We start from the raw sequence: 25,593 nt of genomic DNA, 5'->3' as shown, positions 1-25,593 counted from the left end.
CGCTCCGTGTGGTCGTTCTCGCGCCCGCCCGCGTCCTCGGGGCGCCTGTCGAGGTCAGTGCTCACGGTCTGCATGACGAGCAACTCCTTCGATGTCGTCGGGACTCGGCGAAGCAGAGACGGCCTCGGTCGTGGGGCCGTGACGGCGGGTGGTTACGGCGATGGCGGCGAGCAGCGCGAGTACGACGGCGGTGAACCAGGTCGTCGCACTGGTCAGGCTCATGGAGCGGCTGGCGACGCCGAGACCGACGGGCAGCAGGGCCAGGCCGAGGTAGGCGGCGAGGAACAGGCCGGCCAGGGCCTCGCCGCGCCCGGCCGGGGCCGCCGTACCGGCCACATGCCCGATGGCGGACTTGAACAGCACCCCCGCTCCGGCCCCGGCGATGATCCCCGCGAGCAGAAACACGGGCAGGCTGGCGAGGTGCACACCGAACGCCAGGACGACCATGCCCACGGCCTGGGCGAGCAGCCCGGCGTACCAGCGCGTGCGGACCCCGAGCCGGCCCGTGCCCGTCTGGGCCGCCGCGGCAGCCGCGAACACCGCGAACACGATCAGTCCCGTCAGTGCCCGGGACGGGTGGTGCAGGGTCCCGCCGACGAAACCGGGGACCACGGAGGTGAACAGGCCGAACACGGCCATGGACGTGAATCCCGCCGCGCCGGCCGTAAGATACCCAGGCACTCCGTGAGTGGCCCCGACCCGCTGGGGGCGGTAGGCCGGCCTGACGTCGGGCCGACGGACGGTCTCGGGAGTCAATGCGATGGCGACCGCGCCGATCACCAGCAGAACGGCGAAGACCGCGTACGGCACCCGCAGCGGCGCTCCCAGGAACTGGGCGAGAACGCCCGAGACGACGGTGCCCAGGCCGAGCCCGCCGATGTTGGCGACGGTCGACACGACCTCGAACCGCCGGGTCGAGGAACCGGGCCTGTGAGCGCTGTGCAGTTCCTGCAGATACGCGGTGGCGGTCGCCGTCAGCATGCCGACGCCGAGGCCGGTGACCAGCCGGGCGACGATCAGTACCGGCAGCGACGGCGTGGCCAGGAACAACGCGGCAGCGAGCAGTTCGAGTGCCAGCGCCGACGTCATGACCTTCTTGCGGCCCAGCCAGTCCGAGACGTGTCCGGCGAGCAGCAGGCTGGTCAACACGCCGAGGGCGTAGACGGCGAAGACGACCGTGACCGTGAACGTGGAGAACCCGTCGTGCGCCTGGTACAGCGGGTACAGCGGAGTGGGAAGTGTGGAGAAGGCCATGGCCGTCACGAACACCGCCGCGACCATCCAGAATCCGACACCGTACCGGCCGGTAGCAAGCAGCTGCTCACCGGCCCGGTCCTTCCGGACAGATACACGGCCTGTACGCAGACCCGTGACCGACGTAAGCGACATCGGAAGCCCTCCGATCCTGTCGTTGGTTTCCGCCGGCGGCCGGACCACACGGTCCTTCATTCACCGCCTGTGATTACCAACGGAAGAGCTGAGTCGTTGTTTCCCATTCGCCGGAGATAGTCAAAGATGATGGTTATCTGTGCTGGAGATAGAAAAAGCTTGAGGGCTCCTCCGGTACGCCGAGCAGGACGTTCCGTCATGTGCCGGCGGGTCGGGCTGAACCGTGCCTTCGGCCTCGACGTCGGGCATGAACCACGACGAACTCGTCTGGACGGGAGTGCTGTTCAAGGGAGTCGATGTGCCGGTCACCACGGTGGTGCACGGTGCGCGCGGGATGGTGGTGAGGCTCATTGTCCGCCGTGACGCGGGCTCGTGTCCGGGTGTCGACAGGTGTGCATGACCGCTACGAGCGACGCTTGCAGAATCTTCCGCTGGCCGGGCACGCGGTACGGATTCTGCTCTTGGTGAGGCGCTTCACATGCGTTGACGGCGCTTGTCCTCAGTGCACATTCACTGAGCAGATACCAGGGTTGACCAGCCCGTACGCCCACGTCACGGATCGGCTCCGCGCGTTGCTGAACCGGATTCACGCAATGCCCGGCCCGCTCTGCGACACTCTCTCCCCTAGTTGGCCCGTCCGTCCAGTTCGCGCTCAGAGAGTCCGCCGGGTCCTGAGGCTGGGTCAGGCGTGAATCGGGAAGGCCGATTGGAAAGCCAGGCGAGGGGCAGCGTCGGCCCCAAGCCGAGTGAGCAGATCGTCGAGCGCGACGTACTCCTCCCAGGGCTCCCGCTGTGTCGCATCCGCCAGCGCCCTGATGATCCTGTCCTCAAGGCCGGAGACGCGCTTGTCCTTCCACACTTTGTCGGCTGCGCTGACCAGGAGGTCCTCCATCGTCACATCGGGGGCGTCCCAGCTGGCATGGGTGGCGGCGAACCGAGCCAGTGCGGGCGGGAAGCCGCGGCTCAGCAGCAGGTCACGACCGGCTTCCTCGTGCACCGAGCCGGGCCCGGCGAGCTCCTCCGGATGCAGGACCTTGCCCACGTCGTGGGTCGCCGCACCGAAGAGAACACCGTCGCGGTCCACGGCCAGATCCGGGTAGCGGTCCTGCACCCATTCCACCAACTGGACCGCAACGTCATGGACCGCACGCAAGTGCGCCGCCAGCCGAGGCGGGGCGCTCAGAGAACGCAGCAGTTCGGCCACCACGGGTGGCAGCGGCTGCAGACGGGGCTCGCCCGGGGCGTCCAGGGCTCGTGCCAAGAAGTCCGTAGGCGTCGCGGTCATCCCGCAGAGATTACTCCCACGGGGCATCCCGAGGGAGACCGCATCGGTGCTGAAGTCCTGGGCGAGCTCGGCTGCGTCGCGCCAGGGTCAGCGGTCCCGGACCCCCGCACCAACTGAACACGCGGGGAGGGCAACGGTGGCCTCAAGGCCTCCGGCAGGGCTTTGGTCCAGGCTGAGGGTGCCGTGGTGGAGGTGGGTCTGCTGGTCGACGAGAGCGAGGCCGAGTCCGGATCCGGGTGAGCGGGTTCGGGTGCCGCGGGTGAAGCGCTCCTTCATGGCGTGGCGCTGGTCGGGCGGGATACCGGGCCCGTCGTCGCTGATGGTGACGCACACCGTGTTGTCGGCGGTGTCGTGGGTGAGGCGGATGTCGACGGTGCCGTCGGGGTGGCCGTGGAGGGCGGCGTTGTCGAGGAGGTTGTCCACGGCCAGGCGCAGGCCGGCGGGCCAGCCGGTCACCGTCACAGGGGTGACGGCCGCCAGGCGGTAGGTGACGGCGGGGTGGCGGCGGGAGGCGTGTGCCACGGCTTCGTCGAGGAGTTCGCTGAGGTGGACGGGGGTGCGTTCGGGCAGGGCGTGGGCGTCGCCACGGGCCAGGGTCTGCAGTCCGGTCAGGAGAGCGGTGATACGGCTGTGCTCGATACGCATTGCTTCCAGGGCGCGGGTGCGCTGGTGGGCCGGGAGGTCGGGGTTGCGCTGGAGGGTTTCGATGGTCATGCCGAGGCTGGTGAGCGGGGTGCGCAGTTCGTGGCCGGCGTCGGCGGTGAAGCGGCGGGTGGCCTCCATGCTGGTGCGTAGCTGGTCGAGCATGGTGTTCAGGGCGCGGGAGAGGTCGGCGACCTCCTGCGGGCGGGTGGCGGCGGGAAGGGGCTTCGTGGTGTCGGCGCTGATGGCGAGCGCGCCGGCCCTCAGGCGTTGGAGGGGATGGAGGATGATCCGGGTGACGAGCCAGACGCCTGCGGCTGTGGTGAGGGCGGCGAAGAGGGTGACGGCGGCGACGATGGCGGTGTTGTCGGCGAGGCGGCGTTCGATGGGGTCGATGTCCTGGAGGACTTCGAGGCGGTCGCCTGCAGTGCCGAGTGGTTCGGTCAGGGAGCGCCAGGTCTGGCCGTCCGTCTCGAGGGTGGCGTAGCCGTCGCGGGTGGGCAGGGGCAGCGGGGTGGGCGGTGTCTCGCCGCGTTGGGCGATGACCTGTCCGTCGGAGATGAGGCGGACCAGGCTCTGGCTGCCGGCCAGCAGGCCGCCGTAGTCGTCCCCGCCCGTGTCCGTGCCGGTGCCGGTGTGGTCGCCCTGGTCGAGGAGCTTGTCGGCGTCCTCGCGGACCTTCGCCGCGCGGGCGGCGAGCTGGCGGTCGGCGTCGGTGCGGTCGCGGTGGTCGATCCGGGCGACGATGACCAGCCCGGCCAGCGCGACGACGACCGTCACCAACACGGCGACCGCGGCCGTGATCTGGGAGCGCAGGCTGCGCGGGGTGAGTTTCACGAGCCGGTGCGCAGGACGAATCCGATACCGCGGACCGTCTGCAGGATGCGGGGACGGCCGTCGGCTTCTAGCTTCTTGCGGAGGTAGCCGATGAACACGTCGACGACGTTGGTGTCGACATCCCAGGTGTAGCCCCAGACCTGCTCCAGGAGCTGGGAGCGGGAGAGGACCTGGCCGGGCCGGTGGGCGAGGGCATGCAGGAGGTCGAACTCGCGTGTGGTCAGCTGCAGCTCCCGCCCGGCCCGGGAGGCTGTACGCCGGGCGGGCTCGATCGTCACATCGCCGATGACCAGGGGCCGTGTGCGAGTGGACTCGTGCAGGCGCACCATGGCGTGCAGGCGGGCGGCGAGCTCTCCGATGGAGAACGGCTTGACGACGTAGTCGTCGGCGCCGGCGGCGAGCCCGGCGACCCGGTCGTCGACCTCGTCACGGGCGGAGAGCATGCACACCGGCAACGTCCGCCCCTGCGCCCGCAACGCGCGGACGACCTCGACGCCGGACAGGCCCGGCATCGTCACATCCAGCACGATCACCGACGGCGGCCGGCCGGCGACTTCCTCCAGCGCTCTGGCGCCGTCCTCGGCCGGCCGGACGGTGAAACCTTCCAGGCCCAGGCCCAGGGCCAGGGCCTCGCGTACGCCGGGGTCGTCGTCGACCACCAGCACCTCGGGCTTGCGGCCCGCTGTCATAGAGCACCTCGGTTCCCGCGCCGGCACCACCGGGAACGGGCGCCACTGCGTCTTCCCAGGATCGGTCGGAAACGACAAAGAAGTCTAAGAACCACGCGGCCCCGCCCGATCGCCGTCACCCCCGGCTCCCTCGCCATCCGTGCAGTTCAGAGGCTGCGTGTGTCGTTCCTGCCAGACGATGGTGCCGCGTGTTTCTTAGAGCGGCCACAAGAACCGTGGTCAGGGTGACGTGCATGCCCCGCCTCCGGGGCGCTGCCCGAATTCCGCGACGAAGGAAGCCCGCCGATGACCTTGTCCACCGTGCTGCCCCGCGGGCACCGCAAGCCGCCCGGCCGCCGCCGGGGCCGGCGCGGCTTCAGCCTGGCCGACCCGCTCGGCGCCCTCGCGATCCTCTCCGCGGTCGCGGTCGTCGCGCTGTGGGTGACGAACCAGGGCGGTCCGCTCAGCCTCACCACCCCGGACCGGGCCACGGGCTCCCTCGGCCTGCTCACCGGTCTGCTCGCCTCCGACCTGATGATCCTCCAGGTTGTCCTCCTGGCCCGGATCCCCTGGGTCGAACGCTCCTGGGGCCACGACCTGCTCACCCGCCGGCACCGTTGGATCGGCTTCGCCTCGTTCTGGCTGATGATCGCCCACGTCGTCCTGTTCGCCGTCGAACGCTCCGTGCGCGAGCCGGAGGCGATCCTGGGGGCACTGGTGCGGGTATTCGTCACCGACTCCTGGATGCTGTTCGCCACCGTCGGCACCATCCTGCTGATCATGGTGGTCGTCACCTCGATCCGCGCCGCCCGCCGCCGTCTGCGCTACGAGTCATGGCACCTGCTGCACCTGTACTCCTACGCCGGGATCGCCGCCACCTTCCCCCACACCTTCACCGACGGCGCCGACTTCCACGAGACCTGGACGCGCATCTACTGGTGGTCCCTGTACGGCTTCGCGTTCGCCGCCACCCTGCTCTACCGCCTCGCCCTGCCGGCCTGGCGCTCGCTCCACCACCGCCTGCGGGTGGAGTCCGTGGTCACCGAAGCCCCCGGAACCGTCTCCGTCACGCTCAAGGGCCATCGCCTGGACAAGATGAAGACCGCGTCCGGCCAGTTCTTCGTCTGGCGCTTCCTCGACGGCCCCGGCTGGTCACGCGGCAACCCGTACACCCTCTCCGCAGCCCCCACCCCCGACCGGCTCCGCATCACCATCAAGGCCGCCGGCGACGGCAGCGAACGCGCCGCCCGCCTCACCCCCGGCACCCGCGCCCTCATCGAAGGCCCCTACGGGACCCTCACCGCCCGCCGGCGCACCCAGCCCCGCATCCTCCTGATCGCCGCCGGAATCGGCATCACCCCCATGCGCGCCCTGCTCGAGGACACCCCCTACTCCCCCGGTCAGACCACGCTCATCTACCGCTACAGCGAAGAACAGCACGCCGTCTTCGCCGACGAACTCCGCCACATCGCCGCCCGCCGCGGAGTCGAGCTCATCTTCCTGCCGGGCCCCCGCCGCGCCGACACCTCCTGGCAGGCCGCAGGCCCCGCACACCCCGGCGACGACGCCCAGGTCCTCAAAAGCCTCGTCCCGGACATCGCCCACCGCGACATCTACGTCTGCGGCCCACCCACCTGGATCACCGCCGTCCGCAAGGCCGCACACGGCGCCGGCGCCCACCGCGACACCGTCCACACCGAAGAGTTCGCCTGGTAGTCGCACGCCCAGCCCACCCACGAACCAGGAGTACCCATGCGACGCATCACCATCTGGATCACCGCCACTCTCGCCGTGGCCGGCCTCCTCCTCGCCTTCCAGCTCAACCTCTCCGGCACCACCGGCAAGTCCGCGGACGACGGCAACCACACCGAACCCAACTCCACCGCACCTGCCAGCCCCGGCCAGGAGCAGGACCAGGCCAAGCCCGGCGACGACACCCCCGGAGACGGCGAACACGTCGGCAAACCCGGCGAAAACAAATAGCCCTCGCACCCGCCACCCTGAACGCCGGGCCGCCTCCCCCGACCCGCACCCGCACCCTCGGCAAGGGTGCGCCCGGCCGCTGGAGGCTCTGCACACCCGGCGCGCGGGTCGTACGGCACGGGGGCAACCACCGCTACGCGGCCTGTATCGGGCCGCGCACCGGCCGGCGGCTCACCGCCACCTCCTACTGGGAGTCGACGGCAGCGCCTATCTGGTGAAGATGCCGGAGAACCCGGCCGGTCATGGTTTCGATCTGGCCCGCACGACGGTGATCCACCAGATCACGGAGAGCGAGTGGCCGACAATGTCCGCAGGCACGGTCCAGGCCGGCCGGGGGCAGCCCGGCCAACTCCTCGGTCAAACCGCCGGGATGTGCCAACCGAGACGCCGCTGAAGGCAGGATCGGACGAGGTCGCACGAGCCCACTTCTTGGTCACACTCGAAGAACCCGTGCGGCCGTCCGCACCTCACGACCCGTGATCGTGCTCATGCTTGGCGGGCAGGACGAAAGGGTTCGTCCAGGAACGCCGAAACCGCCTCGGTGAACGCCCCCGGCGCAGCGTGGTGGATCAGGTGTCCGACCGGGATGGTGACCACGCGCCCGCCAGGGATACGGCGGGCGAGCTCGGCAACACCGTCCTGGGGAACATGACTTTGCGGGCCGCCGGCGAGCACGAGGGTCTCGGCGGTGATCTGGCCGAGCCGCTCCAGCCACCTGGGATCGGGCTGGTCGAGCTGCCGCCTGACGGCCAGAACCATCTCCCAATCGAAGGTCAGGGCGCCGTCCGGCCTGGCCGGCGGGCTCGGCTTCCGGGGACGGAGAACCGGCACATCCTCCAGGACGAGCCGGCGTACCCGCTGCGGATGGTCCTCCGCGAGCAGGTAGGCCACGATCCCGCCCATGGAGTGCCCCATCAGATCCACTGATCCGAATCCCAGCGCGTCCAGGAACCGGAGCACATCGGCCTGCATGAGTTCGAGTGAGTAATCACCCGGCCAGTCGCTTCGACCGTGACCGCGAAGATCGAGGGCATACGCGCGTCGGCTCCGGGCGAGGGCGGGCACAACCGCCTCCCAGTCGGTGGCATTCTCGCCCAGAGCGGGCAACAGGACGAGCGGCGGAGCATCCGGCGGACCCGACACCTGATAAGCCAGCCGGACCTCGCCAACGTCGACCGAGCGTTGGTCAACCATGTCCGGAGGATATGCGGACGGGTCCTGCCCCGGATTGGCGTTCACCAGCAGCCGAACCACCATCCCCGGTCAGCGGCTCGGGTCCTCAGCCACACGGTTCTGACCCTGATCTCCAGTAGCCGACAACACCGTCAGTGCAGAGAAGCACCCTGCACACCAAGGGCGAGGTCGGCGACGCGCTGATCGCCCAGGAGATCGGCGGCCGACCGCTCCGTCAGGTGATGGGATTCAACGCCGGCACGGGGGCGAAAGCGGTGCGAGGTGTTTGAGGTGCGGGCATTGAACTCGTACAGAGCCGAGACGTACATCCGTCAGTAGTCGGTGAGATCCACGGTCACATCGCAGTGCGGGTCGTCGGAGGGCTGGTGCAGATGCTCGTTCGCCAGGAACGCGGGGGACATCAGGGAGCCGAGCAGGCCGGGCCCCGTACGGCTGATCAGTACGTCCACTCCGTACGTGCGGTCCCGTTCGGGCGAGCGGAAGTAGAGGCGCATGTTGTCGTCACCGGTGATGACCGCGCCGACGAACAGCGGCTTCCACGACACATGCGTGGTGACGAAGGACCGGACGACATCGAGGAGACGGCTGGTCGCCGCCTGCTCGGTCTCCGGATCGGGAGAGTTCACAGCTTGGCCTGTGCCGGACACTTGTTTCCCTGCTGGTTGCGGCAGTACCCCGTGCTGACGCCGGCCTTCTGACCGGGACCGGCATCCTAGTTCCCGCCTGTGGTCCTTCGTGTGCACCGCACGACGACAGTGACCTTCACCTGTCACGGCGTCGGCAGGCCCGTCTCGAACCGGCCGTGCAGGGCCGCGTAGAGAGTGGAGCGCTTCTTCATGTTGTGACGGCCCGTGAAGTCCTTCCAGCCCGGCTCCGAGTTCCCGTATCGGGTGACGATGGGTCCGCCCTCCGGGCCGATCGGGCACACATTCCGCGAGGGCGATCAACGGGGTTGTGTCTCGGTGCCACAGCGTCATCTGGGACCGTGGTGCGGTGTGACGTCCCGCTACCGGGCCGGAGTTCCCGCAGGTGGTCACGCCGTGGACGACGGCGGCCCAGTCCTTCTGGAGTGCGGGCAAATCCTCGGTGTCTTGGCCGGAGGTAGTCGCTGACCGTCTGGTGGCCACCTCGGTAGCCCATGTGCGGGAGTTCGGCGTGCAGGCAGGCGGATCGCGTTGGTGACTCCGTCTGCCCAGCGTTTGTCCAGGCGGGGCTTGTAGGGGCCGAGTTGGCTGGGCCGGGGCTGCCGCCGTCCACTCAGCGACTGATCCGGAACCGCGGCGCGGGCGGTGCGGCGGACGGTGGTGCCCCCCATGTGCAGCTCCCGGGCAATCTCGCGGATGCCATGTCCCTGGGCCGGCAGACCTGTGCGAGGACCTTTGGCGTAAGAACCGGCCCGGTCGCGGCAGATGATCTCGGATCCGGGATGCTCCCGCAGCCATGCGGCCAGGGTCGCGGTATCGCAGCCGGGAAGCAGGTCAAGCGGCCGGCCTGTCTCGCAGACAAAGGCCACAACCAGACGCCGGGTCGACGTGCTCTTCGCGTTGTTCATCTGACGCGCTCACCCCTGGGCGGATCAGGATTGACGTCGCTCGGGAAGACCATGCTCCGCCGCCTCGACGATCTGGGCGCGCAGCTGGGCGCAGTCGGCCATCTCGCGCGCGTACAGATCGGGGTTCAGGTCGGCGAGCGGGGCGAGGCTCTCCTCGGAAGCCGCCACCTCGCGCAGCGCCTTGTCGAAGGCGCCGGTCCAGGGGAGGGTGTCCGCGAGATTGTAGTGACAGGTCGCGACGGCGAGTGCGTACTGGTCGGGCTCGACGTGCGGCTCCACCTGCCGGGTCAGCTCCAGCACCTCGTACATATGGGGCAGCGCCTCGCGCTGATGGCCCATCCGGGAGAGCGTAACGGCGTACTGGGCGAGGGTGCTGGCCAAGGCTGACCGGTCGGTGGGCAGGCCGTACACGTCGAGAACCACCTGCCGGATGGCGACCGCCTGACCGAACAGGCCCTCCGCGTTGTTCATCTGCCCGGTCTCCAGGCATTCCCGGGCCTGGGCTTCGAGCTGAGCCGCCACGCTGTCGCCGTGCTGCTCGGGGTCACGGCGGACCAGGAGGCGGCGGACAATCATCACCCGGCGGATCGTGGCGCGCGCCGAGCGGCGCCGGCCGAGAGCGAAGTAGAGGTCGGCGGCGACGGACAGCATGGCCGCGTACTCGCCAAGGCGGTCGCCCGGGAGGTGCTTGATCTCGCGGTCGTAGTGGCGGACGGCCCGGTCGACGAGTCGCTTGGCCCTGCGTAGGTCACCCTGGTGGTCGGGGTTCCCCCGGGCGAGGTCGACCAGGTTCTCGGCGAGCATGATCTGGGCCTGGGCCTCCACCGTGGGGCGGGAAATCTTGCGGCGGACGAGTTCGGACCCGACCTTCAGGCACTCCTCGGCGGCATCCCGCGCCTCGTCGAGCCGACGCAGTTCCGTCAGGACGGACCCATGCTGGAGGAGGGAGCTCCAGAACAGCTCGTTCGGGGCGCCGTCGTCCGCCGCGAGGCTCCGTCGGATGGCGAGCCCGCGGCGGATCGGCTCCAGCGCCTCTTCGGGTCTGTCCATGGAGACGAGCGTCCCGCCGATGTTGTTGAGGACGATCGCCAGGGCGCCTGCCGCCACCGGGGTAGCCAGGCTCTCCGGCCGGTCGACCACGGCGAGCGCGTCGCGCAGGACGGCGAGCGCCTCCTCGAACCGGTCCAGCAGACGCAGGCGGTTGGCACGGCCGACGAGGCTGCCTACGGCGTCGTGGCCGAGGGCGTCGGGCCGCTCGTCGGCCATCTGTCGCAGGGTCTGCGCGGTGGGTTCGGACAGTGTCTCGGCGGCGGCACGGAACTCGCCTTTGCGATTGAGGGTGTTCGCGAGTTCCGCCTCGGCGTCCGCGAGACGTTCGAGTACGACGGGATCGCCGCTGTCTGCAAGGGAGTTGAGGAGAGCGATGCGTTGCTCCTGGAGGGGGCGCGCTGCATCCTCGTCGCGGTCGGCCACGAGAACACGGGCACGCTCGCCGAGAATCTCGGCCCGGGCGGGCGCCTGGTCGGCGGGGGTGAGCGTGACGACGAGGGCGGCGGCCCTGTCCAGCGCGGCCCGGGCCTCGTCGAACTCGGCGGTCCAGCGGTGCGAGCGGGCCATGGTCAAGAGCGCGGTGAACCGTGCGGCGGGGGTGGCTTCGGCCTCGCCGGAGTCGTACAGCCGCAGCGCCTCGTCACATCGGCGTACGGCCGCCCAGTGGTCCCCGGCGGCCTGGCGCCACCCCGCCTCGTGCACGAGCGCGGCAGCCCTCAGAGCCGGCGGAAGCCCCTGCGCGGCCGTGGCGGCGGTACGCGTGGCCCACCCGGCGAGCACCCGGCTGCGCCCCGCACCCAGCCGGTCGAGCAGTTCCAGCAACAGCTCGGGGTCGGTGTCGGGTGCGTCGGTGAGCCGGTGCAGGGCGTCGAGGAGGGGCTCGGGGGATTCGGTGAGGGTGGCGGCCTCCATGACGGCACCGGCGAGGGCCGGTTCACGAGCGAGGGCTTCGTCCAGGGCGCGGGCGACGGGGCTCCAGTGGCGGGGAAGCCCGGTCACGCGGGAGAGCGTGACCAAGGCGGCGAGGAGTGTGGGGGCGGCGGAGGGCGGCGGCGGGGTCTCGGCCGGTGTCGGCTGTTCGGTGCGGGTGGGAGGCGACCCCGGATTTCCTGCCGCCGTCGGCCGTTCCGGGTGGCCGTCCGCTGACGCGGTACGGCGCTCCGGGCCCGGCGGGGCGGATCGCGACTCGGGGTTCCCGGCGGGCGCCGGTTCCTCGACTCGGGACCGCCACAGCGCCGCCCCTGCCCCCGCCAACGTCAGCAGGGGCAACGTCACCAGATCCGTGTCCGCCCGCGTCCGGTCCCCCACGTGGTACTCCCCCAGGCGGTCCGGCTGGAGGGCGCCCCAGCAGCTGTCGCCCGGGACGGGGTACATCTCGGCCAGCCAGGACGTGCCCTGGTCCACGGTCGGGGCGTCCGCCGTGCGGAAGCCGGGTGAGGAGCGCAACAGTGGGGCGGCCAGGGCGGTTTCGGCGCCCGCGGTGAGGACTGCGGTGCCGACCGCGTCGGCCAGGGATACGGGGCCCGCCGCCGCCAGTCGGGGACGGCCGGCGGCGCTGTCCTCCCAGTACGCGCGCTCGTGCAGGAGGAGTTGTTCCTCGACCCGCAGGCCGGTGTCGGCCGGGCGGGTCGCGGGGTGTGTGGCGAGGAGGTCGGTGAGCGCGGTCATGTGCAGGGTGAGGGCGGAGCCGTACTCGGGGGCGCTCACATCGCGCGGGGCGACGAGGGCGACGCGTCCCGTCCAGTCACCGGTGGCGTCCCTGAGCGCCCTGGGCAGTGCCTCGGGGAGGCGCCGGGCGAGGTCGGTGAGGGCGTCGCGGTAGTGCGCGTCGCGGTCCGGTAACTCCGTCAGCGGAGGCAGTTCGTGGTGCAGGGCGTCGTAGGTCAGGTTTCTGGTCTCGCGTGTGCGGGTCCTGAGCTGGTCCCACCAGCCGCCCGTGCTGTCGCCCATCGCCCGCGCGGTGAGCAGCAGCCGTACCGGAGGGCGGCCGTCGGGCCGTCGGTCCAGCACCGTGAGCAGGGCGGTCAGCTGGGCGATCCGCAGCTCGGCGTAGTCGGCGACCAGCATCAGTGGGCGGTCCACCTCGGCGAGGACGCCGAGGTCCTCGGCCGGGCCTCGCTCGTCCAGCCAACCGCAGACCCATCCGTGCCGGTCGCGCAGTCGCGTGCACAGTTCGCGGGCGAGCCGGGATTTGCCCGCACCGCCGGGCCCGGTGAGGACGGCGAGCCGTACGCCGTCACCGTCGCACCAGTGGTCGATCAGCTCCCCGAGCAGGTGCTCGCGGCCGTGGAAGCGGACCACCTCGGCGCGCTGGTCCAGCAGCGTCGCCGGGGAGCGGACCCGCCAGTCCGCGGCGGGCGCGACAAGGCTCTGAAGGTCGACCGGCTCCCACACGGGCGCGGCGGCGGTGTGCCGGCCGACCAGGTCCGTGAACTGCGGGTCGGCCAGCAGCGCGTACGCCGGTACGGCCTCCCAGCGCGGCAGCCCCCAGCCGCTGACGTCGGTCACGACGACGCCGGTCAGCAGTGCGCCGCCGAAAAGGGCCGCGCCGGACTGACCGCTCCACGGGGAGGGTGCGCGTCGGGCGGGGTCCGCGGGCGGCGCGCTGGCGAGTTCCACGGTGTAGCGGTGGGACAGGGCGCCGGTGCCGGGGGCGAGGACGGCGCGCGGCTGCTGAAGGTCGAGGCCGCCTTCGGCCCGGCGCCCGGCCTCGGGGTAGCCGGCGACGTCGCAGGGCTGGTGCCGGGCGGTGACGAGCCGCCCCCAGCGGACCGGCGCGACCTGCTCGTGGACGTCTGTCTCGGCGAGGAGCAGGGCCGCGTCGACGTGAGTGGCGCCGCGCCAGACGACGGTGCAGGGTACGGGGCGTCCGCCGGGTACCTGTACGTCGCAGGTGGCCCGCCCGTCCAGGACGTGACGGGCCGTCAATACCAGTCTGGTTCCCAGCAGATAGCCGGTTCCGTTACCGCCGTATTGCTGCTCCGCACCCGGCAGCAGGACCGCGACGATTCGACTCAGTTCCATCTGTGCCCCCGTTCACCGCCGTACACCCACAGTGAGTTACCGGATCAGGCCGCCTCCACCGGCCAGACCGCTCGTTGGCGCATCGCTGTTGCCGATGCGGATGCCCGCACCGTCCTGGTCCACCGCGCGCAGCGTGAACGCCAGCTTGTGGGCGGTGGTTTCGGACCTCACGGCCCCCGCCTCCCCGGACACGACCCACGCCTTGATGGCCCCCTTCCCGCTCTGCTCCCGGCGCAGCTCGACCATGAACTCCAGTGAAATATCACCGAGTTCGAAGCGCACACCGGAGTCCGCGGCGCGATCGCGGGCGGCGGTCAGTTCGGCGCGAAGGTAGTCGATGGCTTCGCCCACGGTGATGTCGTTCATGGGGCCACCGTAGCGACGTACCGAGGCGGCGTCCCCGCGACGGCGGTAGCGGTCAGCCGGATAGGTCGACCAGTGTGGGCACCAGATGCCGCTGCACATGACGGACGTACTCCCCTACGCGCTCCCACCCGTCCTCCTCCCCCACCAGGCGGGTCCGCAGTCCCCAGGCCTCGGGCAGTTCGTGCTCCTTGATCCACAGCATGTAGCGGCACACCGTCTCGCGCCGGTCGCCGATCATCTCCAGCCGGCGGGCGAGGGCGCCGTCGCGGCGGGCGCGGGCGAGCGCGGCGAACATGTCCACGACGGCGTAGTAGCTGAGCACGGCCTCGGTCGCCCGGTTCATACAGGCCAGCACCACTCCGGCCTCGTACCGCGCCTGTTCTTCCAGCCGTCGGGTCCGGCCGAACCGGCTCGGCCGCCCGTGATGGAAGTGGCGCCGGATGTTGTCGAAGTCGGGTACGAAGGGGCCGTCGTCGCCGGCCCTCAGGATGAGGGCGTTCATGGTGTGGACATACGCCGCGCAGTCCGCCTGCGTCTCCAGGCGTACCTCCCGGGACAGCCCTGCGGTGAACGGCACCAGGGGCGGGTCGGCCCCGTTGCCGAGCCTGCCCTGGAGGATCGGGGTGAGCTCGCGGGCGATGAGGAAGAGTGTGCACGCGTCGAAGACCAAGTAGGGGTCTCCAGGGCCGTAGCTGCTCTCGTCCTCCGGCATGGCCATCGGGATGAGCGGCCGGGGCGGGAGCAGGGTGGCGGCGCGCGAGGGTCGCCAGAAGCGCAAATACGAGGCGACGGTGGCGTCGACGTCGGCCCAGGTGCGCTCGCGGTCGGAGGTGAAGGGGTCGAGACCGGCACCGTCGGATGCCTCTCCCCCTCGGACGGCGAAGAGGGTGGGCAGGGCCCAGGAGATGTTGGCCATCAACTCACTGGTCTGCGGCGGCAGTGCGATGACGAAGCCCTGCCGACCGTCGGCGAGGGGGCAGGCCAGCACCCGGGACTCCGGGTCGGTGGACGGCTGGACGAAGACCTCGACGGTGGAGGCCATCAGTCGGACCTCGTCCAGGTCGGGGATGCGCAGGTCGCGCACGCGGTGATCGCCGTCGTCGGTACGGGAGAAGGCGTGGGCGAGCAGGAGCAGGTCGAGCAGCCTGCGTGGCTTGCTCGACACGTCGGCCAGCCTCTTCGGGTTGTCGAGCATGGCCCCGGTGGGGTCGGCTCCGCTGACGAAGTCCGGGTCGGTGAAGACACGGGCGAGCCGGGTGGCCTCGGCGGCCAGCTCGGCGCTCTGGTGGTCGCGGAAGATGGTGCTGGCCGGGTAAGGGAGGGGCACCGGGTCCGGCGCCCCCTGTGCCAGCAGGCCGTTCAGCGCGGAGCGCAGGGCTCCGGCGTCCCGTACGGGCACGTCGCGGCGCGGCTTGCGGATCACGATCTGCCCGTGCTCGATGCGGGGGTCCGACCGCACGACGACATCGGTCGGCCCTGCGAGGCGTACGGCGATTCCGTACCGGAAGAAGTGACGGAGCGAGGCGACGGCGTCCGCGAGGGCGGCGGCGGTGGCCGTGCCGGTGAGGACGTCATCGCCGGGGACGCTGGCGCCCGGCGGGCGTAAGTCCGCGTACGCGACACCGGCTCGGCTCAACACATCTCTCGCGGCGCCCTTCTCCTCGCGATCCGACGCGGCGAAGAGATGGAAGACCACCTGTGCCCCGGTGTCGGCGCCGATAGCCGTCGATGCCGTCGCTTCCCCCATACCTCGACAGCATGACGGCAGGCGGAGGGACGAATCAACCGATCTGAGGAACATGGGGAGCGAGCGGGCGAACGTCAGCTGGTACCCCTGTCAGGGCTGAGGACGGCCGAGCGGCTGATGGACGACACCTTCGACACCTTCGACGCCTTCGACGCCTTGGACGAGCAGCCCGGCACCGTCGCGGGCACCGACGCGACCGCGCTGACCGCGCCGGGCCTCGACGCCCCGCAGGCCGCCGAGGCCACCCGGCTCCCTGACCCGACCCGCCCCCGTTTCCCTTGACCAATGGACAGGGGTCCCCGAACAACGCCAAGGCCTGCTACCCCGAGGTACTCGCCGCCCAGCGCAAGGAACGTGCCCGCATCCGCGGCGGGAAGGGCATCCGACGGGACGGACGCCCTCGCGCAGTTACAGCCTCGACCTCGGCTTGTGGGCCCCCGCGTCACCTTCGCCAGAACAGGTGGTGCCTCACGCCGCTCGGGCTGGGCACGACCTCCAGGTGGAACCGGTCGAGCAGCTCGTCGGGGGATTCCCAAAGCCGTAGTCCGGACCCGAGCTGCACCGGCGAGACCGCCACATGCATGGTGTCGACGAGGTCGGCGTCAAGGAACTGCCGGACGGTGGTGACCCCGCCGCCGAGTCGGACGTCCTTACCCTGTGCCGCTTCCCGCGCCCGCGCGAGGACCGCGGCCGGGTCGCCGTCCACGAAGTGGAACGTGGTGTCGGAGAGCGTGAACGACGGACGCTTGTGGTGGGTCATGACGAACACCGGCGTACGGAACGGGGGCTCCTCTCCCCACCAGCCGCACCACTCATGGTCCTGCCAGGGCCCACGCTGGGGCCCGAACTTGTTGCGGCCCATGATCTCGGCACCGATGTTGCGTGCGAAGTCCCGCGTGAAGTAGTCGTCCAGGCCCCGGCTCCCGCCGGGATCCGTGCGCATGGGCCAGCTCGCCGTGGCTCCGGCCCAGGCGAACAGCTTCTCAGGATGGTCGTAGCCGAACGGCCGCTCGAGACTCTGGTGCTCACCGGCACCGATTCCGTCGCTCGAGACGATGAAGTTCATGACTCTCAGTAGTTGATCCATGTGTTTCCTCTTCAGGCCCTGTCGCGTCATCGTGCGGCGAGGCGCCGCACATCCTGATGTCGAACGGAAGGTGGCCGGATCGACAGCGGCCCGCAACTTTTTCCAGGGCGCGTGAGCAAGCGGTCCCGTCGGCGGTGCAGCCGTAACGGAAGCGGACGCGGCGGACCGTCCCGGTCAGAGCACCGGACCACCCCACGACACCCCTTTGCGCGCTTTACCCGATTCAACCCGCCGGGTCAAGTCACGACCCCTCGGAACGTGACCGTGCGGCGTCCGCGGGGCCTACTTGAAGTGCGGGCCTCACCGGAAAAGAAATCCGGAAAACAAACGGGGCAGGACGGCAGGACGGAAATCCTCACAGAGGGTCCCCTCTTTCACCGAAACCGCGAACCGTCCCGGTACGGCCTGTCCGTTAAAAGCGGTCCACCGGTCATCGTCCGGGATTTCCGGGGCAGACAGAAGCTCCCCCTGTATCGATAGGAGAGAAATCATGACCCGTACTTTTCACACCAGCAGCGACGTCCGTTCCAAGCGCCGGGGCTTCCGCCTCGCGACACTCGCCGCCTCGGCTGCGGTCATCACCGGGGGCATCGCCCTTCCCGCGTCCGCCGCGACGGCCGCCCCGATGCATACCGCGCAGGTCGTGAGCTTCGTCCACGGCGGCGGCGCCGGCGGCGACGGAGGTGCCGGAGGCGGCGGCTTCATCGGCGGCGGCGGGGGCTCCGGCGGCTCCGGTGGCGGCAGCGTCCTGGGCACCGGCGGTGACGGAGGCAAGGGCGGAAAGGGCGGCAACGGCGTCCTGTCCGGCGGTGGCGGCGGTGGCGGCGGCGGTGGCGGTGACGGCGTCGTCGGCGGCAACGGCGGTGGCGGTGGCGACGGTGGCACCGGCCTGTTCGGCGGCAGCGCCGGCTCCGGCGGCTCCGGCGGCGACGGCATCCTCAAGGGCGGCAACGGCGGCAAGGGCGGCAACGGCGGCTTCGGTGTCTTCCAGGGCGGCAGCGGCGGCAAGGGCGGCGCGGGCGGGCTCGGCGTCCTCTTCGGCGGCCTGGGCGGTGCCGGTGGTGCCGGCGGCGGCAGCATCTTCTGACCGTCTCACCCCGGTGGGGGACGGAGGCCCGCGCGGCCTCCGCCCCCATCCCCCGGCCCCCGCACCGACCAGTGCGCGTAGTCAGGCGGCCGGTGCAGCACCCGCAGAACCACAACCTCGATCAAGGAAAACGGAGACCTCCCATGTCCATAACTCGCTGGCAGCGTCCGCTCGTCCTGGCGGTGGCCTCGGTGGCCCTCGCCACTGGCACCGCGTACGCCGCCCAGGCAGCGCCGGGTGTCACCACAGGCACCAGCCAGACGGCCCCGGCCGACCTGTCCCTCTGTGGCCACGGCGGGGAGGGCGGAAAGGGCGGGGAAGGCGGAAAGGGCGGTGCGCCCGGTCAGCCGGGAGAGCCCGGCAAGCCCGGCCGACTCGGCTGCTTCCCTTCCGGCGACCTCCCCGACAAGCCGAAGTCCGATCTCACGGGCACGGACAAGATACGGATCATGCTGACCGTGGAATCCGGGCAGGCGACGAAGGCCGATGTCATCAAGAAGTACAAGATCTCCGAGAAGGAGTTCGACACCTGGGACAAGCAGTTCCGCGACGGGGACTGGGCCGCGCTGACGGCACTGAATTCCCTCTTCGGCTCGTGAGGAACCCTCCCTGCGCCCCGGCCCGATGCGGGCCGGGGCGTTTCTGTCAAGCCCCGAATTCCCGGACCGTGACGCCGAGACCCGTGACCGGGTTTATTTGATACAGCAGAAACCGCAGTACGGGAAATAACTCTCTGGAAAGAGGAATGCCATGCGTATGCGTTCTTGGAAGGTCCGTCTCGGTCTCACGGTCTCGACCGCCCTGACCGCCGCCATCGCGGTCGGCGCGCCGGCCGCGATGGCGGCACCGGCGCCGCAGAGCCATACGGCCACGGCAGCCGTCCAGCAGCTTGCCGCTGACAGCACCCGGCCGGACGGCGGCAACGGCCAGTTCGGCAGCGGCCGCCTGGGGCCCATCAAGGCCGGCGACGGCAGTGTGCGGATCGGCGACCGGGTGTGTGCGGGCAATTGCAACGCAACCGCCAACGGCAGCAACGGCGGCCAGGGCGGGATCTGCGCCGGACTCTGCAACGGCAGCGCCAACGGAGGCACCGGTACGACCGGCGCGCCGGGCCGCCAGGGCGGCACCGGCGGCGCGGGCGGGATCTGCGCCGGGATCTGCGCCGGCAGTGCCAACGGCGGCACAGGCGGTACCGGCGGAGACGCGGTGGGCACCGGCGACGGCGGCCGCGGCGGCACAGGAGGTCGCGGCGGGATCTGCCTGGGGCTCGGCTGCGGAAGCGGCGGCACGGGAGGCACCGGCGGCACAGGCGGCACCGGCTGATGGACGATGCCCTCACAGACGAAACGGGCCGCGACCGCCCCCAACCCTGGAGCAGACCCGCATGCCCTTTCCCGCAGGCAAGGACTCACCGAGCAGGCCGCCACGGGAGTGACCGACCCGGCATGCCGGACCCTGAGGCTGCCCACGACCCGGTCCCTACCTCCCGGCACCGGAGGCCACGACCTGCCGGTCATCGGCACAGCTCGCACCGCAGAACTGACGTCGCAGATCCCCACGGCAGGGAGCTGAGCGCTCCTCCCAACAGTGCCGGGATAAGGTGCACCCGTGGAACGGATCTTGGTGATGGGCGTCACCGGCGCGGGCAAATCCACCCTCGCGCAAACCCTGAGCAGCCGTCTGCGCGTGCCCTACCACGAAATGGACGCCCTCTACTTCAACGGCCCCAGCTGGGCCACCAACAGCAAACTGACCGAAGACGTATCAAAGCTCATCGCCGCACCTCGCTGGATCATCGACTCCCTCGGCTATCCCGAAGTCCGTGACCTGCTGTGGGACCGCGCCGACACCGTGATCTGGCTCGACTACCCCAAACACGTCGTCATGCCCCGCGTTCTGCGCCGGTCCCTCCGCCGTACCGTCACCCGCGAGGTCCTCTTCGGCGGCAACAGGGAAACCTGGACCGGCTGGCTGCACCGCGAACACCCGGCATGGTGGGCCTGGACGCAGCACGGACCCCGCCACCGCGAAATCGAGCACCGTCTCCGCGATCCCCGTTTCGCCCCGCTCCACACACTCCATTTCCGCCGCCCCCATCACACGACGGCCTGGCTGACAACCCTCTGACCCGGGGAGCCAGACACCCGGCCCCGCATCGCCGACGGACTGACGCTCTGCCGACCTGGAGGCCGAACAGGTGGTCGTCGTCCTCCCGGACCGACGCCTACTCCACCAGCATCCACGGAGCAGCCCCGGACGCCCACGAGATCGCCAACCGTTGGCACCTACTGGTCAGCCTCGCCACAACTTGCCATCAACACCGTTCCTGCCTGCGTAAACAGGCCGACGCCGAACGGACATCGCCGAGACGGTCCCCTTCCTGACATCACCGGTGGCCGCCCATGTCAACTGCGCCGTCCTCGATGTCGACGGAGGCGGGGCCAAGCCCGTGATCTCCGGGTGACATTCCGGAGAGACGGCGGACAGAAGCACTGTTCGGGCACGCACTGGCCGGCGACGACGAAGAAGCATGTGGTGTACGAGTCGCGTCTGGAACTCGCGCGGCTGCTGTTCGCCGCCTTCGCCCCCCTTGGGACACAGCATCGCGGACCGGCCCCGTTCGTGCTGAAGGCCGCGGTCGGAGGAAAGATCCGTAGGCCGCTTCAGGAGGGTTGGCGGACTTCGGCGACGATGGTGTAGAGCTCGATGATGACGCCGTCCTTGCAGTGGGCGATGTCCATTCCGGTCGCGACGGGCGGTTGGCCGGCCGGACCGTACTGGAAGCCGAGGTGACCGAGGTCGTCGTTGACGGAGACGGGGCCGTCGGGGCGGAAGACCCAGTCCGGGGTCTGCGCACGCAGCTCTGTGGCGCGCTCGGCGAGAGCCTCGCGGCCTCGGACGACGCCGTCGGGTTCGTGCCACACGACGTCCTCGGCGTAGGTCTGGGAGATGGCCGCGCTGCGGCGCTCGGGATCCGGCTCGTTGAAGACGTCGAGGAGGTTGCGGCGCATCAGGTCGGCGACGGTGTTGCTCATGGGCGGTCCTTCGGGTCGCGCGGGCCGGGATCATCGGTCGGGCGTTCTGACAGCGGGCCAGGAAATGCCTTGTCGACGCTGGTTGCGAGGCTTCGCTGAGCAGCACGATAGCGATCTCATTGGCCTCCGCCCGCGCGGCTCGGGGATCTGATGAGTGACCCGACCCGGACGATCGTCGATCAGGCGCAGTACCCGCTCTGGCTGACGTACCGCCTGAACCGACGCGACGACTGGCACTCCCCCGTCCACTGGGGCAAGCCTGGTCGCTTCGAACAGCGCACCCCGATCACCCTGGAGGCCCAAGGCGGTTCAGCCGGCGGCCGTGGAGACGAGTTGCGGTACGAAGGCCGATACGTCGACCGTGCCGAGGCCCGAAGCCATGTCGTAGCCCTTGACCGCCTGGTACCCGTCCGGGCCGTTGTTGCCGATGGTGATGTCGACGATGCCGCCGGCGGGAACGGACTCCAGCCGGTACATCGCGCCGTGGAGGGCGCCGAGCCGGGTGCCCGCCTTCTGGTCGGCGAGCGCGATCACCGCCGCGAACATGGGGGCCGCCTCACTGGTGCCGCCGGCCGGCAGCCAGCCCGCGCCCGCCGGCAGGAAGCCCTGGTAGACCAGGGTGCCGCCGGAGGCCGAACCGTCCATGCAGATATCGGGTGTGCCGCGCCGGCCGCCGACCCGGTCCCCGACGCCGTCCTGGTAGGCGGGACGGGGGAAGGTCTGGGAGGGGCCGCCGCCGGTCGCGCCGAAACGGTCGTTCCAGACGGTGTCCGGGCCGGTCCGTCGGCCCCGGTCGTCGAGGTGGAGCCGGGACGCACCGAGGGAGAGGACGCTGGGGTCGGACGCGGGCCAGGACACCGACCTGACCCGTTGGCCGTGCGGACCGACCGGCGGAGCGGCACCGGAATCACCCGCACTGGCGACCAGCGTGACGCCGCCGGCCACGACCCGGGCCAGCAGTCCGCTGAACCGCGTGAGATCCCGGGCAGGCAGGCCGGTGTTTCCGGCCGCCGAGTACTCCTCGACACCGAAACTGATCGAGATCGCATCCGGATGATGCCGCGTCACACTCTCGGCGATGCCGTCGAGGATCAGTTCGGCACCCAACAATGCGCCCTCGGTGGCCTGCCCGACCGTCTCCCCGGTGGGAGCGGCAGAAGGACCGGGACGGTAGACAGCCGCGGGCAGCCCGATCTGGGTGACGACGATCTTCGCGTCGGGAGCGACCATGTGGACCATCTGCACGTCCAGGGTGGCCTCCATGGCGGTGTCGGCCATCTGGGAGTTCTCCGGGTCGAACGGGGCGATGTGCCCGGCCGGGTCGTAGCGGTCGACCGTCAGATCGGGAGCCGGCAGCTTCATCGCCCGGCTGAAGACCTGCAGATCCTTCCCGAGCGTGTCCGGAACCACCTGCTCATAGACGACGACCGTACGGCCCTTGCCGGTCAGCCCCGAGGAGTTGAGCTTGTCGATGCCGTAGGCCGTACGGATCAGATCGGGCGTGTAGCAGGGCGAACCGAGCACTTTGCGGCACTCGGCGACCATCGGCACCCGTGGGAAGGGATGCGCGGTCGCGGACGGGGAGGCGCTCGCCGGGGCCGCCCGCCGGAGCGTCTCGGCACTGCTGCCGCCGTTGCCCGCGCAGCCAACGGCGCTCAGCGCGACAAGGGCCGCGCAGGCAGCGGCCCTGAGACCCGGGCCGTTGGTGATCGTCACGGATTGTGCCTCCCCGTCAGCCGAGTTTGCGACGCAGTTGCAGGACGTAGAGCAGCAGGAGCGACGGCGCGACCAGGACCGCCGCCACGCAGGAGACGACGAACAACTGCCACAAGGTGGCCGACGGGGACGCCGCCTCATGGATGGTCAGATGGGTGCCCAGGAGGTAGGGATACTGCGCCACCCCCCAGCCCGCCACGACCGCGGCGATCGCGACGGCCGCAAGAGTACGGACTACGGGCGAGCTGCCCCTGCGCAGCAGAAGCAGCGCGGCCAGACCGCACACGGCGGAGACGACCAGCAGCGGCGCGCCGACCCGGCTCAGCTGGTGGAACAGCCGTGGCGCATCCGCACGCAGGATGAACACGCCCGCCAGCGCCACCAGTCCCGCGACGATGCCGGCCCCGACGGCGCGGTGACGGAACGCCGTTTCCAGAGAGGACTGCGACCGGCGCCGGGCCTGTCCGGTGAGGAACACGGCGGCAAGATAGGCACAGACCGTGACGGCTAGTACGCCGCCGAGAACGGACGTCGGATTGAGCCAGCTGGACAGCGGGGCACCGTGCCCCGCCGCGGGGACACGACCCGAGGCGATCCCGCCGGCGACGGCGCCGAAGAAGAAGGGGGTGACCACCGACGAAGAGGCGAAGACAACACCGGCGATCGCCTCGCCCCGGCCGCCCGTCAACGCGTGGCGGAAGGCAAACCCGGCGCCCCGCACCACGATACCCAGCGCCGCCAGTCCCAGGGGGATGTAGAGCGTGGTGGTGATGGCCGTGTACGCCTGCGGAAATCCCGTCCAGATCATCACCAGGATGAAGACCAGCCAGGTGTGATTGGCCTCCCACACCGGGCTGATGGAAAGGTTGATCAACTCCCTCTCGGGGCGGCCGCGGTGACGGCCACCGGCTGTCAGATCCCAGAATCCGGCCCCGAAGTCGGCGCCCCCGAAAAGGGCGTAGGCGATCACGCCGATGAACAGGACCACGGCGGTCAGCGTGCTCATACGTCATCAGCTCCGAAACCGCGCTCGCTCGTCGCCGGCACCGGCTCGGGACCGTAGGGAACCGCGACGGCCTCGGTACCCTCGCGCAACCAGCGACGATGCATCGCCCGCAGGACCAGCACCGCGCCCGTCCCGACACAGATGTAGATGGCGAGGACCGTGGCGAACAGCGGCCACAGGTTGCCGACCGTGGTGACGGCGTCCCTCGTCAGCAGGAGCCCCACGACCGTCCAGGGCTGCCGGCCGACCTCCGTCACCACCCATCCGCTCCACAACGACAGGAGCGCGAGCAGTCCGCACACCGACGCACCGCGCAGGAACCAGCGGTTCACCGGGACCTCGCGACGCCGCCACCACAGCCAGCCGAACCACAGCGACATCAGCAACAGCAGCGAGGCGGTGCCGACCATGACGTCGAACGCGAGGTGCACGATGCTCACCACCCCGTCGTCGGGGCGCACGGCCGGGGGGATCGCGTCGAAACCCTTGATCGTGGTGGACGGTCTGAAGGCCGCGAGGATCGAGGCGACGTCCGGAAGGGGGATGCCGTAACGGACCTTACCGTCGACGAAGATGCCGCCGAGCGTCTCGGGGATGTGGTCACCGGTCTCGGGAACCATTTCGATGGCGGCGAACTTGGCGGGCTCCCTTTCGAAGACCTGCCGGGCGATCGTGTCCCCGACCAGGAACTGCAAGGGCATGGCGATCGCCCCGACCGTGAACGGCACGAGGAACCCCAACTGGTGATAGCGGTCCCGGCGACCTTTGAGCAGGCCCCACGCGTACACCCCCGCGACCATGAACCCCGCGACGATGTACGACGCCAGGAGCATGTGCACCATCTCCCACCAGAACGCGCCGTTGAAGAACACCTTGGACGGGATCACCTGCACGACACGCCCGTGACTGACGACGATGCCCGCCGGCTGGTTCATCCAGCTGTTCGCCGCGATGACGGAAGCCGTTCCACCGACACTCGCCAGGGTCACCGCCACGCCCGTGAAAAAGTGCGGCCACGGTGGAAGCCTCTTCCAGCCGTAGATGTAAATGGCCACGAACACGGCTTCCAGGAAGAAGAAAAGCCCCTCGTAAGCGAACGGAAACCCGAACGCCGCCCCGTACTTTCCCATGAGTCCGGGCCACAGCAGCCCCAACTCGAAGGAAAGCACCGTGCCCGACACCGCCCCGACCGCGAACAGGACGGCAGCCACCTTCGACCAGCGTTGCGCGAGAAGCAGCGCCTCGTGATCGTCACGGCGCAGCGCCCGGTAGTGGCAGACCAGCATCATGAAGGTGAATGCGACGCCGAACGGCACCAGAACGACGTGGAAGCCCAGAGTGAACGCCATCTGCTCACGCGCAGGGAGAAGCTGTGGCGGGTCGGCGGCTGCCAGCAGCGCAGACAACAGCATGAATTCTCTTTCCGGCTCGGACAGCGGCGGACGACTCGCGTGTCGGTCACGTGCTCACCGCCGTGGGGATCAGGCAGAACGGACACCGAAGGGCTTCGTCGGAGCTGGTCGCCACAGGCGGACACGCTGGTCGCCCGCAGCGGCCGGAGGACTCATGCAAACGAGCGTTTACCGCGGGCCGTACCTCGGCATCCATGCGCGCCATCCCGCGGAACGGACGCGCCCATGCCATTCAAAACCTTCACGGCCCTTACCCCTAAGGCGATCTGAAATTACGCGAGGATGGATCTCGGGAATGCTAGTCAGCGCCCGTGACCTCGCTTGCCAGGACGGCCGACGGCGCCGCCGTTTCCCCCGTTGGGGCCATCTCACGAGTGCCAATCAGCCGAAACGGCGAGGGGTATCCGTGAGCCGTCATGGAATCCACCTCTTCCCCGGCGGTACGTCCGGAGTTGGGAGCATCCCGGCGGACGCGCGGTTGGATCTCAGGCCGACTACGCCGATGACGAAGGA

General features: G+C 70.2%; 22 protein-coding genes. 8 read left to right on the top strand and 14 right to left on the bottom strand.

All coding sequences use genetic code 11. The features are described 5' to 3' along the window. Positions 1 to 54: 54 nt before the first annotated feature. The 4 genes from ACFWXC_RS12310 to ACFWXC_RS12295 form a co-directional block, all read right to left on the bottom strand. Positions 55 to 1,281, bottom strand: coding sequence for an MFS transporter (locus tag ACFWXC_RS12310; RefSeq protein ID WP_384477169.1), 1,227 nt, complete (start codon positions 1,279 to 1,281; stop codon positions 55 to 57). Positions 1,282 to 2,071: 790 nt separating this feature from the next. Next, the gene (locus ACFWXC_RS12305; protein WP_384477166.1) at positions 2,072 to 2,674 is read right to left on the bottom strand and encodes an HD domain-containing protein; all 603 of its coding nucleotides are present in this window, start codon (positions 2,672 to 2,674) and stop codon (positions 2,072 to 2,074) included. A gap of 87 nt (positions 2,675 to 2,761) precedes the next feature. Further along, positions 2,762 to 4,153, bottom strand: a complete 1,392-nt coding sequence (locus ACFWXC_RS12300; RefSeq protein WP_384477163.1) for an ATP-binding protein — start codon at positions 4,151 to 4,153, stop codon at positions 2,762 to 2,764. Further along, the gene (locus ACFWXC_RS12295; RefSeq protein ID WP_384477160.1) at positions 4,150 to 4,842 is read right to left on the bottom strand and encodes a response regulator transcription factor; all 693 of its coding nucleotides are present in this window, start codon (positions 4,840 to 4,842) and stop codon (positions 4,150 to 4,152) included. The genes ACFWXC_RS12300 and ACFWXC_RS12295 overlap by 4 nt, the downstream gene beginning before the upstream one ends. Before the next feature lie 285 nt (positions 4,843 to 5,127). On the opposite strand from ACFWXC_RS12295, the gene ACFWXC_RS12290 reads away from it, so the two are divergent. After that, on the top strand, positions 5,128 to 6,537 hold the full coding sequence (locus tag ACFWXC_RS12290; RefSeq protein ID WP_384477157.1) for a ferric reductase-like transmembrane domain-containing protein: 1,410 nt from the start codon (positions 5,128 to 5,130) through the stop codon (positions 6,535 to 6,537). A 36-nt stretch (positions 6,538 to 6,573) separates the two neighbouring features. Further along, a complete protein-coding gene (locus ACFWXC_RS12285; RefSeq protein ID WP_384477155.1) occupies positions 6,574 to 6,804 on the top strand; it encodes a hypothetical protein in 231 nt (76 codons plus the stop codon). A 486-nt stretch (positions 6,805 to 7,290) separates the two neighbouring features. Here ACFWXC_RS12285 and ACFWXC_RS12280 read toward each other — a convergent pair whose 3' ends face one another. Continuing rightward, a complete protein-coding gene (locus ACFWXC_RS12280; protein ID WP_384477152.1) occupies positions 7,291 to 7,998 on the bottom strand; it encodes an alpha/beta fold hydrolase in 708 nt (235 codons plus the stop codon). Between the two features lie 134 nt (positions 7,999 to 8,132). Between ACFWXC_RS12280 and ACFWXC_RS12275 the strand changes: the two genes are divergently transcribed. After that, complete coding sequence (locus tag ACFWXC_RS12275) at positions 8,133 to 8,267, top strand: hypothetical protein (RefSeq protein ID WP_384477149.1); 135 nt, start codon at positions 8,133 to 8,135, stop codon at positions 8,265 to 8,267. 42 nt (positions 8,268 to 8,309) lie between these two features. Here ACFWXC_RS12275 and ACFWXC_RS12270 read toward each other — a convergent pair whose 3' ends face one another. The 4 genes from ACFWXC_RS12270 to ACFWXC_RS12255 all read right to left on the bottom strand — a co-directional run bounded on the left by ACFWXC_RS12270 (position 8,310) and on the right by ACFWXC_RS12255 (position 15,737). Further along, entirely contained in the window at positions 8,310 to 8,624 is a 315-nt protein-coding gene (locus ACFWXC_RS12270) for a hypothetical protein (RefSeq protein ID WP_384477146.1), read from the bottom strand. A 950-nt stretch (positions 8,625 to 9,574) separates the two neighbouring features. Next, entirely contained in the window at positions 9,575 to 13,624 is a 4,050-nt protein-coding gene (locus tag ACFWXC_RS12265) for a tetratricopeptide repeat protein (protein ID WP_384477143.1), read from the bottom strand. Between the two features lie 36 nt (positions 13,625 to 13,660). Next, positions 13,661 to 13,990, bottom strand: coding sequence for a trypco2 family protein (locus tag ACFWXC_RS12260; protein ID WP_384477140.1), 330 nt, complete (start codon positions 13,988 to 13,990; stop codon positions 13,661 to 13,663). 52 nt (positions 13,991 to 14,042) lie between these two features. Beyond that, on the bottom strand, positions 14,043 to 15,737 hold the full coding sequence (locus ACFWXC_RS12255; RefSeq protein ID WP_384477137.1) for a hypothetical protein: 1,695 nt from the start codon (positions 15,735 to 15,737) through the stop codon (positions 14,043 to 14,045). Between the two features lie 117 nt (positions 15,738 to 15,854). On the opposite strand from ACFWXC_RS12255, the gene ACFWXC_RS12250 reads away from it, so the two are divergent. After that, positions 15,855 to 16,019 (top strand): hypothetical protein, encoded by a 165-nt coding sequence (locus ACFWXC_RS12250; RefSeq protein WP_384477134.1) that lies wholly within the window; start codon positions 15,855 to 15,857, stop codon positions 16,017 to 16,019. Between the two features lie 160 nt (positions 16,020 to 16,179). Here the strand turns inward: ACFWXC_RS12250 and ACFWXC_RS12245 are convergent, their stop codons facing one another. Continuing rightward, a complete protein-coding gene (locus tag ACFWXC_RS12245; protein ID WP_384477131.1) occupies positions 16,180 to 16,824 on the bottom strand; it encodes a dihydrofolate reductase family protein in 645 nt (214 codons plus the stop codon). Between the two features lie 490 nt (positions 16,825 to 17,314). On the opposite strand from ACFWXC_RS12245, the gene ACFWXC_RS12240 reads away from it, so the two are divergent. The 4 genes from ACFWXC_RS12240 to ACFWXC_RS12225 all read left to right on the top strand — a co-directional run bounded on the left by ACFWXC_RS12240 (position 17,315) and on the right by ACFWXC_RS12225 (position 20,038). Further along, a complete protein-coding gene (locus tag ACFWXC_RS12240) occupies positions 17,315 to 17,911 on the top strand; it encodes a hypothetical protein (protein WP_384477128.1) in 597 nt (198 codons plus the stop codon). Positions 17,912 to 18,054: 143 nt separating this feature from the next. Next, positions 18,055 to 18,510 (top strand): DUF1153 domain-containing protein, encoded by a 456-nt coding sequence (locus ACFWXC_RS12235; RefSeq protein WP_384477125.1) that lies wholly within the window; start codon positions 18,055 to 18,057, stop codon positions 18,508 to 18,510. Positions 18,511 to 18,661: 151 nt separating this feature from the next. Beyond that, positions 18,662 to 19,234 carry a hypothetical protein gene (locus ACFWXC_RS12230; RefSeq protein ID WP_384477123.1) on the top strand — a complete coding sequence of 191 codons (573 nt, stop codon included), beginning with the start codon at positions 18,662 to 18,664 and terminating at the stop codon, positions 19,232 to 19,234. A gap of 285 nt (positions 19,235 to 19,519) precedes the next feature. After that, the gene (locus ACFWXC_RS12225; protein WP_384477120.1) at positions 19,520 to 20,038 is read left to right on the top strand and encodes an adenylate kinase; all 519 of its coding nucleotides are present in this window, start codon (positions 19,520 to 19,522) and stop codon (positions 20,036 to 20,038) included. Positions 20,039 to 20,574: 536 nt separating this feature from the next. On the opposite strand, the gene ACFWXC_RS12220 is transcribed toward ACFWXC_RS12225, so the two are convergent. From ACFWXC_RS12220 to ACFWXC_RS12205, 4 genes are all read right to left on the bottom strand, one after another. Beyond that, a complete protein-coding gene (locus ACFWXC_RS12220) occupies positions 20,575 to 20,946 on the bottom strand; it encodes a nuclear transport factor 2 family protein (RefSeq protein ID WP_384477117.1) in 372 nt (123 codons plus the stop codon). Positions 20,947 to 21,255: 309 nt separating this feature from the next. Further along, positions 21,256 to 22,662, bottom strand: a complete 1,407-nt coding sequence (locus ACFWXC_RS12215; protein WP_384477114.1) for a S8 family serine peptidase — start codon at positions 22,660 to 22,662, stop codon at positions 21,256 to 21,258. 16 nt (positions 22,663 to 22,678) lie between these two features. Then, positions 22,679 to 23,668: a cytochrome d ubiquinol oxidase subunit II gene (locus tag ACFWXC_RS12210; protein WP_384477111.1), complete on the bottom strand. Its 990-nt coding sequence runs from the start codon at positions 23,666 to 23,668 to the stop codon at positions 22,679 to 22,681. Next, complete coding sequence (locus tag ACFWXC_RS12205; protein WP_384477108.1) at positions 23,665 to 25,080, bottom strand: cytochrome ubiquinol oxidase subunit I; 1,416 nt, start codon at positions 25,078 to 25,080, stop codon at positions 23,665 to 23,667. The genes ACFWXC_RS12210 and ACFWXC_RS12205 overlap by 4 nt, the downstream gene beginning before the upstream one ends. Positions 25,081 to 25,593: the final 513 nt, after the last annotated feature.

The sequence above is a fragment of the Streptomyces sp. NPDC058683 genome (genome assembly GCF_042716195.1).
In the GTDB taxonomy this organism is placed as follows: Bacteria; Actinomycetota; Actinomycetes; order Streptomycetales; family Streptomycetaceae; genus Streptomyces.
The sequence above is the reverse complement of the archived record's forward strand: the minus strand, read 5'-3'. Positions and strand labels throughout refer to the sequence as shown.